Annotated in this window: 8 protein-coding genes; 5 read left to right on the top strand and 3 right to left on the bottom strand. The window is 64.4% G+C overall.

Translation table 11 applies throughout. The features are described 5' to 3' along the window. Nucleotides 1-158: 158 nt before the first annotated feature. A complete protein-coding gene (fur, locus tag ACO6VM_RS15430; protein ID WP_028691268.1) occupies nt 159-563 on the bottom strand; it encodes a ferric iron uptake transcriptional regulator in 405 nt (134 codons plus the stop codon). A gap of 97 nt (nt 564-660) precedes the next feature. On the opposite strand from fur, the gene ACO6VM_RS15425 reads away from it, so the two are divergent. Continuing rightward, nucleotides 661-1,182 carry an outer membrane protein assembly factor BamE gene (locus tag ACO6VM_RS15425; RefSeq protein ID WP_258644538.1) on the top strand — a complete coding sequence of 174 codons (522 nt, stop codon included), beginning with the start codon at nt 661-663 and terminating at the stop codon, nt 1,180-1,182. An 85-nt stretch (nt 1,183-1,267) separates the two neighbouring features. On the opposite strand, the gene ACO6VM_RS15420 is transcribed toward ACO6VM_RS15425, so the two are convergent. After that, a complete protein-coding gene (locus ACO6VM_RS15420) occupies nt 1,268-1,702 on the bottom strand; it encodes a type II toxin-antitoxin system RatA family toxin (RefSeq protein WP_401060443.1) in 435 nt (144 codons plus the stop codon). Nucleotides 1,703-1,863: 161 nt separating this feature from the next. Between ACO6VM_RS15420 and smpB the strand changes: the two genes are divergently transcribed. Then, nucleotides 1,864-2,346, top strand: coding sequence for an SsrA-binding protein SmpB (gene smpB, locus ACO6VM_RS15415; RefSeq protein WP_023629355.1), 483 nt, complete (start codon nt 1,864-1,866; stop codon nt 2,344-2,346). Nucleotides 2,347-2,460: 114 nt separating this feature from the next. Here smpB and ACO6VM_RS15410 read toward each other — a convergent pair whose 3' ends face one another. Beyond that, a complete protein-coding gene (locus ACO6VM_RS15410) occupies nt 2,461-3,228 on the bottom strand; it encodes an FCD domain-containing protein (RefSeq protein WP_401060440.1) in 768 nt (255 codons plus the stop codon). A 259-nt stretch (nt 3,229-3,487) separates the two neighbouring features. Between ACO6VM_RS15410 and ACO6VM_RS15405 the strand changes: the two genes are divergently transcribed. The 3 genes from ACO6VM_RS15405 to ACO6VM_RS15395 all read left to right on the top strand — a co-directional run bounded on the left by ACO6VM_RS15405 (nt 3,488) and on the right by ACO6VM_RS15395 (nt 9,247). Then, the gene (locus tag ACO6VM_RS15405; RefSeq protein ID WP_110995191.1) at nt 3,488-5,158 is read left to right on the top strand and encodes a lactate permease LctP family transporter; all 1,671 of its coding nucleotides are present in this window, start codon (nt 3,488-3,490) and stop codon (nt 5,156-5,158) included. Between the two features lie 63 nt (nt 5,159-5,221). After that, nucleotides 5,222-6,367: an FMN-dependent L-lactate dehydrogenase LldD gene (gene lldD, locus ACO6VM_RS15400; protein ID WP_390966784.1), complete on the top strand. Its 1,146-nt coding sequence runs from the start codon at nt 5,222-5,224 to the stop codon at nt 6,365-6,367. A 69-nt stretch (nt 6,368-6,436) separates the two neighbouring features. Then, nucleotides 6,437-9,247, top strand: a complete 2,811-nt coding sequence (locus ACO6VM_RS15395) for an FAD-binding and (Fe-S)-binding domain-containing protein (protein ID WP_401060437.1) — start codon at nt 6,437-6,439, stop codon at nt 9,245-9,247. Nucleotides 9,248-9,816: the final 569 nt, after the last annotated feature.

Here is a 9,816-nt window from a genome sequence, read left to right as displayed (position 1 = left end):
TGGGGAGGAGAACAGAGGAGCACAAGAACGACATCAATTGTAGCCTCCTTTCCCCCCCCCCCCCCCCCCCCCCCCCCCCCCACGCCCCCTCAACCACTTCTTAGAAAGCACAAAGGCGACCCGAAGGTCGCCTTTGTCGTCAGTAACGAGCTAAATCGTTACTTCTTTTTACGCACATAGAGGACCAGGTTGTGGTCCACCAGCTCGAAGCCGTGCTCGGCAACGATCTCTTTCTGGCGTTTCTCGATTTCGGCATCGAAGAATTCAATGACTTCACCGCTGTCCACGTTGACCATGTGGTCGTGGTGCTTGCCATCCGCCAGCTCGAACACAGCATGGCCGCCATCGAAGTTGTGACGCTCCACCAGGCCAGCCGCTTCGAACTGAGTCAGCACGCGGTACACGGTCGCCAGGCCGACATCTTCGCCAGCTTCCATCAGTGCCTTGTAGACATCCTCCGCACTCATGTGACGCTGCTCGGCGGAGTCGAGCATCTGAAGAATCTTGACTCGAGGCAAGGTTACCTTGAGGCCCGCTTTGCGCAATTCGCTATTTTCAACCATGGTCAGCTTTCTCGCCGATGCTGCTTCGCAGCTTCTCTTAATACGGGTATGATCGGGGTTTACGTTGTCCAGCCAAGATAGTGGAAGTCGCCCACCGATGCAAAACACCAAGCTCTTGCTAACCAGCCTCACCCTAGTGGGACTGCTCGCACTCGCCGGTTGCTCGTTTCCCGGGGTTTACAAAATCGACATCCAGCAGGGCAATGTCGTCACGCAGGACATGATAGACCAATTACGCCCGGGAATGACCCGCCGGCAAGTAAGGTTTATCATGGGCAATCCGCTGATCCAGGACCCTTTCCACACCAATCGGTGGGACTACCTGTACAGCCTGCAGCCTGGTGGCGGTCAGCGCCAGCAAGAGCGCATGAGCATTTTCTTCAACGAGAGCGACCAACTGGTCAGCCTGGCCGGCGACTTCATGCCAGGCGTCAGCCGCGACCAGGAAATCCTCGGCGGCAGCGGCGATACCACGGTCAGCCCGGCGCACCAGCAAAGCCAGCAACCGGAAAAGCCGGCCAAGCCAGGCTCGCTGGAAGAGACACTGCAAAAAGAGATCGACACCATCGAGACCACCCCGGTCCCGACGCCAGCACCGCTGGACACCTCGCCGCAATAACCGCAGGCGACAACGAAAAAGCCCGGACACTGTCCGGGCTTTTTATTGGGCGACTGCCTGGCAGGCCTCAGTGACAGCCGACGCCTCAGGCATGCAGTTGCTTGGCACGCTCGCAGAACGCATCGACCATGGTATTGGCAGCCTGATTGAACAACGGCCCCAAAGTGGCGCGCACCAACGCACCGGCATAGTCGAACGACAGATCGAGGCTGATCTTGCAGGCCTTCTCGCCCAGCGGTTTGAACACCCACACGCCATGCAACTGGGAGAACGGACCCTCTTCAAGGTTCATTTCGATCGACTGCCCCGGCACCAGCACATTGCGCGTGACGAAGTGCTGGCTGATGCCCCCCTTGGCCACCTCCAGCCTGGCGCGCATGTGCGTGTCGCTGCTCTCGATCACCGTCGAGGCCGAGCACCACGGCAAAAACGCCGGGTAGCTGGCCACATCGTTGACCAGGTCGTAGAGCGCCTGGGCAGGGTAAGGCAGCAGGGCGGAGCGTTGAATATGGGTAGTCATCCAGGCGTCACTTCCAAACGGGGCGGCAGCGCTACATAGCGCCTCGAATACGTTTCTGTTGATCAGAACAAGGGCTGCATTGTCCGGGATTCACACAACAGGCTCAAGCGCACCTAAACCCCATAGCCGAGGACGCGGCGACTCCCTATAATGCCGCCCCTATGGCTAAGCAAAAGAAACATCCGACCGGGACCATCGCGCAGAACAAGAAGGCGCGACACGATTACTTCATCGAACACAAGTTCGAGGCCGGGCTGGTCCTGTCCGGTTGGGAAGTAAAAAGCCTGCGGGCCGGCAAGGCGCACCTGACCGACAGCTACGTGCTGCTCAAGGATGGCGAAGCCTGGCTGTTCGGCAGCCACATCACCCCGCTGAACACCGCCAGCACCCACGTCATCGCCGACCCGATCCGCACACGCAAGCTGCTGCTGAACAAGCGCGAGCTTGAGCGCCTCGAAGCGGCCGTGGCGCAGAAGGGCTATACCTGCGTGGCGATGTCGCTGTACTGGAGCAAGCACCTGATCAAGTGCGAGATCGCACTCGGCAAGGGCAAGAAGGAATTCGACAAGCGCGACACCGTGCGCGAACGCGATTCCAACCGCGAGCTGCAGCGCACCATGCGCAACAAGGGCAAGGAAGAGTAAAACTCTACCTACCCCGTGGGAGCGGGCTTGCCCCGCGATGGCGCCAGGTCAGGCAGCACTGTTGCCCCTGCTGGCGCAATCGCGGGGCAAGCCCGCTACCACGGTGCCCAGGCGTCAGCGCCCGCTGCGCCGCTCCGCCCGCGCCACCCGCTGGGCCTCTTCCTGCGCCTCTTCCAGCACCTCCTGCACATACAGAATGTGCCGGCTGGAAACCTCCCGCGCATCCTCGGCACGCCCCTCGACAATCGCCTCGTACAACTCACGATGCTGCCCGATCAACATGTCGCGCGTCTCGCTGCGCTGCCGGTACATGCCGCCAATGTTGGTCACCACGTTGCGCTTGAGCAGGTCGAACAACCCACGAATGGTGTGCAGCAGCACGGCGTTGTGGCTGGCCTCGGCGATGGCCAGGTGGAAGCGCGCATCGGCCGCGCCCTCCTCCGCCCGGCTGACCTCGTCAACCCGGTTGTAGCAATCTTGCAAGGTATCGAAGGCTACCCTCAACCGCTCGCGGTCCGGCGCGGTGGCACGCTGCGCCGCGTAATAAGCGCATGAAGCCTCCAAGGTGTGGCGGAACTCCAACAGGTCACGCTGCGCCTCGGGGCTGCCCTCGAGCAGTTTCAGCAAAGGGTCGCTGAAGGTCGAACCCAGCGACTCGGCCACATAGTTGCCACCGCCCTGGCGACTGACCAGCAACCCCTTGGCCACCAGCTTCTGGATCGCCTCGCGCAACGACGGACGGGACACGCCGAACTGCTCGGCCAGCGCGCGCTCGGCCGGCAGCCGCTGCCCCGAAGTCAGCGTGCCTTCCAGAATCATCCCTTCCAACCGATCGACGATGTCGTCGGACAGGCGCCGTTGGCGAACCTGATCAAAAACCATCTACATGCTCTCCACGAACCCCGGCGTGCGGATCCCGGGGGCGCCTATTCTGCGCCTATCCGGCCTGTGCCGACACCATCAGCCGGCGATTTTAGCCACCCATCAGGCGCCCGCTCATCGGCATCCGACCAAAGTTTTGCACGGGACAAATTGACACACCCGCAATGGCGCTTTTAACCTAGCGACCAGCCATTGTAAATTGGTCTTACCAATTATCCAATGCCAGTGCCTTACCAACAAAAATTAGGGGCCACCCCATATGCAAACCTGGCAACAACTCTATAGCCCGCTTGGTAGTCTTGGTCTGTCCGCACTGGCGGCGGTCATCCCTATCGTCTTCTTCTTCCTTGCCCTCGCCGTGTTCCGCCTCAAAGGCCACGTCGCCGGCAGCATCACCCTCGCGCTGTCGATCCTGGTGGCGATCTTCGCCTTCCAGATGCCTGTCGACATGGCCTTCGCCGCCGCAGGTTATGGCTTCCTCTACGGCCTCTGGCCGATTGCCTGGATCATCGTTGCCGCGGTGTTCCTCTACAAACTCACGGTCAAGAGCGGCCAGTTCGAAGTGATCCGCAGCTCGGTGCTGTCGATCACCGATGACCAACGCCTGCAAGTGCTGCTGATCGGCTTCTGCTTCGGTGCCTTCCTCGAAGGCGCCGCCGGCTTCGGCGCCCCCGTGGCCATCACCGCCGCGCTGCTGGTGGGCCTGGGCTTCAACCCGCTGTACGCCGCCGGCCTGTGCCTGATCGCCAACACCGCCCCGGTGGCCTTCGGCGCCCTCGGCATCCCGATCATCGTCGCCGGCCAAGTGACCGGCATCGACGCCTTCCACATCGGCGCCATGACCGGCCGCCAGCTGCCGCTGCTGTCGCTGTTCGTGCCGTTCTGGCTGGTGTTCATGATGGACGGCCTGCGCGGCGTGAAAGAAACCTGGCCAGCCGCCCTGGTCGCCGGCCTGAGCTTCGCCGTCACCCAGTACTTCACCTCCAACTTCATCGGCCCAGAGCTGCCCGACATCACCTCGGCCCTGGCCAGCCTGATCGCCCTGACCCTGTTCCTCAAGGTCTGGCAGCCCAAGCGCTCGTTCAGCGAAGCCAAGGGCAGCGTCGGCGCCGCCGTGGTGCAGTCGAGCGGCAGCCAGCCGAGCCCATACAGCTTCGGCGAGATCTTCAAGGCCTGGTCGCCGTTCCTGATCCTCACCGTGCTGGTGACCATCTGGACCCTCAAGCCGTTCAAGGCTGCGTTCGCCCCGGGCGGCGCGATGTACAACTTCGTGTTCAACTTCGCCATCCCGCACCTCGACCAACTGGTGATCAAGACCGCGCCGATCGTCGCCGCGCCCACCGCCATGCCCGCGGTGTTCAAGCTCGACCCGATCTCCGCCACCGGCACCGCGATCTTCCTCTCCGCGCTGATCTCCATGGCCGTGCTGAAGATCAACTTCAAAACTGGTCTGACCACTTTTAAAGAGACCTTCTGGGAGCTGCGCTGGCCAATCCTGTCCATCGGCATGGTGCTGGCCTTCGCCTTCGTCACCAACTACTCGGGCATGTCTTCGACCATGGCCCTGGTACTGGCCGGCACCGGCGCCGCGTTCCCGTTCTTCTCGCCGTTCCTCGGCTGGCTGGGCGTGTTCCTGACCGGCTCCGACACCTCGTCCAACGCCCTGTTCAGCTCGCTGCAGGCCACCACCGCGCACCAGATCGGCGTCAACGACACCCTGCTGGTAGCCGCCAACACCAGCGGCGGCGTGACCGGCAAGATGATCTCGCCGCAGTCGATCGCCGTGGCCTGCGCCGCCACCGGCCTGGTGGGCAAGGAATCCGACCTGTTCCGCTTCACGGTCAAGCACAGCCTGTTCTTCGCCACCATCGTCGGCCTGATCACCCTGGTCCAGGCCTACTGGCTGACCGGCATGCTGGTTCATCACTAAAGTGAAAGGGGCCGGGCGCGCCACTGCGCCCGGCATCTCCTTCAACCCACGCTGCGAGAATCCATGATCATTTCCGCCTCCACCGACTATCGCGCCGCGGCCCAACGCAAGCTGCCCCCCTTCCTGTTCCACTACGCCGATGGCGGCGCCTACGCCGAACACACCCTGCGCCACAACGTGTCGGACCTGGCCAGCATTGCCCTGCGCCAGCGCGTGCTGAACAACATGTCCGAGCTCAGCCTCGAGACCAAGCTGTTCAACGAAACCCTGAGCATGCCCGTGGCCCTGGCCCCCGTCGGCCTCACCGGCATGTACGCCCGCCGCGGCGAAGTGCAGGCCGCCCGCGCCGCCGCCGCCCACGGCATCCCCTTCACCATGTCCACCGTGTCGGTGTGCCCGATCGAAGAAGTGGCCCCGGCCATCAACCGGCCCATGTGGTTCCAGCTGTACGTGCTCAAGGACCGTGGCTTCATGCGCAACGCCCTGGAGCGCGCCAAGGCCGCCGGCGTGCAAACCCTGGTGTTCACCGTCGACATGCCCGTGCCCGGCGCCCGCTACCGCGACGCCCACTCCGGCATGAGCGGCGCCAACGGCCCGCTGCGCCGTGTGCTGCAAGCCATGACCCACCCGCAATGGGCGTGGGACGTCGGTGTGATGGGCCGCCCCCACGACCTGGGCAACATCTCCGCCTACCGTGGCAACCCCACCGGCCTTGCCGACTACATCGGCTGGCTGGGTAACAACTTCGACCCGTCCATCTCCTGGAAAGACCTGGAGTGGATCCGCGAATTCTGGGACGGCCCGATGATCATCAAGGGCATCCTCGACGCCGATGACGCCCGCGACGCGGTCAAGTTCGGCGCCGACGGCATCGTCGTCTCCAACCACGGCGGCCGCCAGCTCGACGGCGTGCTGTCCAGCGCCCGCGCCCTGCCGGCCATCGCCGACGCGGTGAAGGGCGATATCAAGATCCTCGCCGACTCCGGCATCCGCAGCGGCCTCGACGTGGTGCGCATGATCGCCCTGGGCGCCGACACCGTGCTGATCGGCCGCGCCTTCCTCTATGCCCTGGCTACCCACGGCGAGGCCGGGGTGAAGAACCTGCTGGAGCTGTTCGAGAAGGAAATGCGCGTGGCCATGGTGCTGACCGGCGCCAAGTCCATCAGCGAGATCACCCGCGACTCGCTGGTCCGCGAACTGGGCGCCTGAGCGCCCGCTACCGCCTGAATACCCGGGGCACGCCGCGCGCCAGACGCCGCGGCCCCGCGAGGAGACTGCATGAGCCTGCCCGCCGCGTTCCTGCGTGATGCCGAGCGCCTGATCCCCGCCGAACGCCGCTTCGACGACCCCACCTCGACCCTGGCCTTCGGCACCGATGCCAGCTTCTACCGGCTGATCCCCAAGCTGGTGGTGCGCGTGGAGTCCGAAGACGAAGTGGTCGGCCTGCTTAAGCTGGCCCAGCGCGAGCGCGTGCCGGTAACCTTCCGCGCCGCCGGCACCAGCCTGTCTGGCCAGGCCATCAGCGACTCGGTGCTGATCGTGCTCGGCGACAGCTGGAATGGCCGCGAGATTCGCGGCCAGGGCGAGCAGATCCGCCTGCAACCCGGCGTCATCGGCGCCCAGGCCAACGCCTGGCTGGCCCCTTACGGGCGCAAGATCGGCCCCGACCCGGCCTCGATCAACGCCTGCAAGATCGGCGGCATCGTCGCCAACAACGCCAGCGGCATGTGCTGCGGTACCGCACAGAACACCTACCACACCCTGGCCGGCCTGCGCCTGGTGCTGGCCGACGGCACCCGCCTGGACAGCGAAGACCCGGCCAGCGTCGCCGCCTTCGAACAAAGCCACGCCAGCCTGCTCGACGAACTCGCTCGCCTGGGCCGTGAGACCCGCGCCAACACCGAACTGGCCGACCGCATCCGCCACAAGTACCGACTGAAAAACACGACCGGTCTGTCGCTCAACGCACTGGTGGACTACGACCAGCCGCTCGACATCCTCCAGCACCTGCTGGTCGGTTCCGAAGGCACCCTCGGCTTCATCAGCGCCGTCACCTACGACACCGTGCCCGACCACCCGCACAAGGCCAGCGCCCTGCTGGTGTTCCCGAGCGTGGAAAGCTGCTGCCGCGCCGTGACCGTGCTCAAGCGCCAGCCGGTATCCGCCGTCGAACTGCTCGACCGCCGCAGCCTGCGTTCGGTGCAGGAGATGCCGGGCATGCCGGCGTGGGTAAAGGACCTCTCGGCCAACGCCTGCGCCCTGCTGATCGAGTGCCGGGCCGCCAGCCAGAGCCTGCTGCACGAGCAGCTGCAACAGGTGATGGCGTCGATTGCCGACTACCCACTGGAACAGAAGGTCGAGTTCAGCGAAAACCCGGCGGTGTACAACCAGCTGTGGAAGATCCGCAAGGACACCTTCCCCGCCGTCGGCGCCGTGCGCCAGACCGGCACCACCGTGATCATCGAAGACGTCACCTTCCCCATCGAGCAACTGGCCGAGGGCGTCAACCGCCTGATCCAGCTGTTCGACAAGCACCACTACGACGAGGCGATCATTTTCGGCCACGCCCTGGAAGGCAACCTGCACTTCGTCTTCACCCAGGGCTTCAACAGCGCCGAGGAAGTGGCCCGCTACCAAGCCTTCATGGACGACGTGGCGCAGCTGGTGGCGGTGGAGTTCGGCGGCTCGCTCAAGGCCGAGCACGGCACCGGGCGCAACATGGCGCCCTTCGTCGAGCTGGAATGGGGCAAGGACGCTTACCAGCTGATGTGGCAGCTCAAGCGCCTGCTCGACCCCAACGGCATCCTCAACCCCGACGTGGTGCTGAGCGAAGACCCGGACATCCACCTGAAGAACCTCAAGCCGCTGCCGGCCGCCGACGAGATCGTCGACAAGTGCATCGAGTGCGGTTTCTGCGAGCCGGTGTGCCCGTCCAAAGGCCTCACCCTCAGCCCCCGCCAGCGCATCGTCATGTGGCGCGACATCCAGGCGAAGAAGCGCGCCGGCGTCGACACCCGCGAGCTGCTGCACACTTACCAGTACCAGGGCATCGACACTTGCGCCGCCACTGGCCTGTGCGCCCAACGCTGCCCGGTGGGCATCAACACCGGCGAGCTGGTGAAGAAGCTGCGCGGCGAGGCTGCCGAGCACGTCAAGGCCGCCGACTGGCTGGCCGACCATTTCCACACCACCCTGCGCGGCGCCCGCCTGACCCTGGCCGCCGCCAACGGCGCCCGCAAGCTGCTGGGCGCGCCACGCATGGCCCGCCTCAGCGCCAGCCTGAGCAAAGCCAGCAAAGGCCGCCTGCCGCAGTGGACCCCGGCCATGCCGCAACCCTTGCGCGCCATCGCGCTCAACGCACCGAGCAACGATGCCCGCCCCCGGGTGGTCTACCTGGCCGCCTGCGTCTCCCGCGTGATGGGCCCCGCCTACGCCGACCGCGAACAAAGCTCGCTGCTGGACAAGACCCGCGCCCTGCTGGAAAAGGCCGGTTACCAGGTGGTGTTCCCCGACAACGCCGACAGCCTGTGCTGCGGCCAGCCGTTCGCCTCCAAGGGCTACCCCGAGCAGGCCGAGCACAAACGCCAGGAGCTGATCACCGCCCTGCTGCACGCCAGCCGCGGCGGCCTCGACCCGATCTACTGCGACACCAGCCCCTGCACCCTGCGCCTGGTGCAGGACCTTGGTGAAACCCGGCTGGACCTGTACGACCCGGTGCGGTTCATTCGCACCCACCTGGTCAACAAGCTGGAATTCACCCCTCAGGACGAACCGGTGGCCGTGCACGTGACCTGCAGCACCCAGCACTTGGGCGAGAGCCAGGCGCTGATCGATTTGGCGCGGCGCTGCAGCAAGAATGTGGTTATTCCTGAAGGTATCCACTGCTGTGGGTTTGCTGGCGACAAGGGGTTCACCACGCCCGAGCTCAATGCCCACTCGCTGCGTACGCTCAAGGATGCGGTGCAGTATTGCAGTGAAGGGATTTCTACCAGCCGCACATGCGAGATTGGGCTGTCGAGCCATAGTGGGATCGACTATCACGGGTTGGTGTATCTGGTGGATCGGGTGACACGGGCGCGGGCGGTCTGATTGTTGGTGGGGATTGCGTGAGGGCGGGTAGGTGCCTGGCTGGTGATTGCGTCAGGGCATGCAGGTGCCTGGCTGGTGATTGCGTCAGGGCATGCAGGTGCCTGGCTGTAGGTTGCATCAGGGCATACAGGTGCCTGCCACAGCTCTTGTGGCGCCTATGAGATCGAGCGCCGCCCGCGCGGCGCATCGCGGGACAAGCCCGCTCCCACATCTGTTTCGGGCCAGTCTCTCCTGTGCCATTACCTGGTCCGCCCTGTTGATACGACGCGGTTTCAGCGTGGTCGCTAACGCTGCTCCACATGACTCAAGACATGCACCAAGGCGGGCAGCGGTACTTTCACAGGACTCATTGGCCCGAAACAGATGTGGGAGCGGGCTTGTCCCGCGATGCGCCGCGCGGGCGGCGCTCGATCTCAAGAGCGCTGCAAGGCCTTCGCCTGGCGAGGGTGTCAGAAATTTTGTGTTCGGGCATACCATGAGTAAGAGGTGCATGTATGCCAACCAAAAAGAAACCGCTTCGAGAGTTACCGAAGGTCCCGAAAGAGCTGCTTGAACAGTTTTCCGCGACC

Origin of the sequence: Pseudomonas sp. GZD-209, from assembly GCF_049310485.1 — a bacterium.
Classification (GTDB): domain Bacteria; phylum Pseudomonadota; class Gammaproteobacteria; order Pseudomonadales; family Pseudomonadaceae; genus Aquipseudomonas; species Aquipseudomonas sichuanensis.
The sequence above is the reverse complement of the archived record's forward strand: the minus strand, read 5'-3'. Positions and strand labels throughout refer to the sequence as shown.

Bases quoted from the DNA above. Each gene is read 5' to 3' on its own strand.
- ACO6VM_RS15425 (WP_258644538.1), top strand. From the start codon at position 661: ATGCAAAACACCAAGCTCTTGCTAACCAGCCTCACCCTAGTGGGACTG.
- smpB (WP_023629355.1), top strand. From the start codon at position 1,864: ATGGCTAAGCAAAAGAAACATCCGACCGGGACCATCGCGCAGAACAAG.
- lldD (WP_390966784.1), top strand. From the start codon at position 5,222: ATGATCATTTCCGCCTCCACCGACTATCGCGCCGCGGCCCAACGCAAG.
- ACO6VM_RS15410 (WP_401060440.1), bottom strand. From the start codon at position 3,228: ATGGTTTTTGATCAGGTTCGCCAACGGCGCCTGTCCGACGACATCGTC.
- ACO6VM_RS15420 (WP_401060443.1), bottom strand. From the start codon at position 1,702: ATGACTACCCATATTCAACGCTCCGCCCTGCTGCCTTACCCTGCCCAG.
- ACO6VM_RS15395 (WP_401060437.1), top strand. From the start codon at position 6,437: ATGAGCCTGCCCGCCGCGTTCCTGCGTGATGCCGAGCGCCTGATCCCC.
- fur (WP_028691268.1), bottom strand. From the start codon at position 563: ATGGTTGAAAATAGCGAATTGCGCAAAGCGGGCCTCAAGGTAACCTTG.
- ACO6VM_RS15405 (WP_110995191.1), top strand. From the start codon at position 3,488: ATGCAAACCTGGCAACAACTCTATAGCCCGCTTGGTAGTCTTGGTCTG.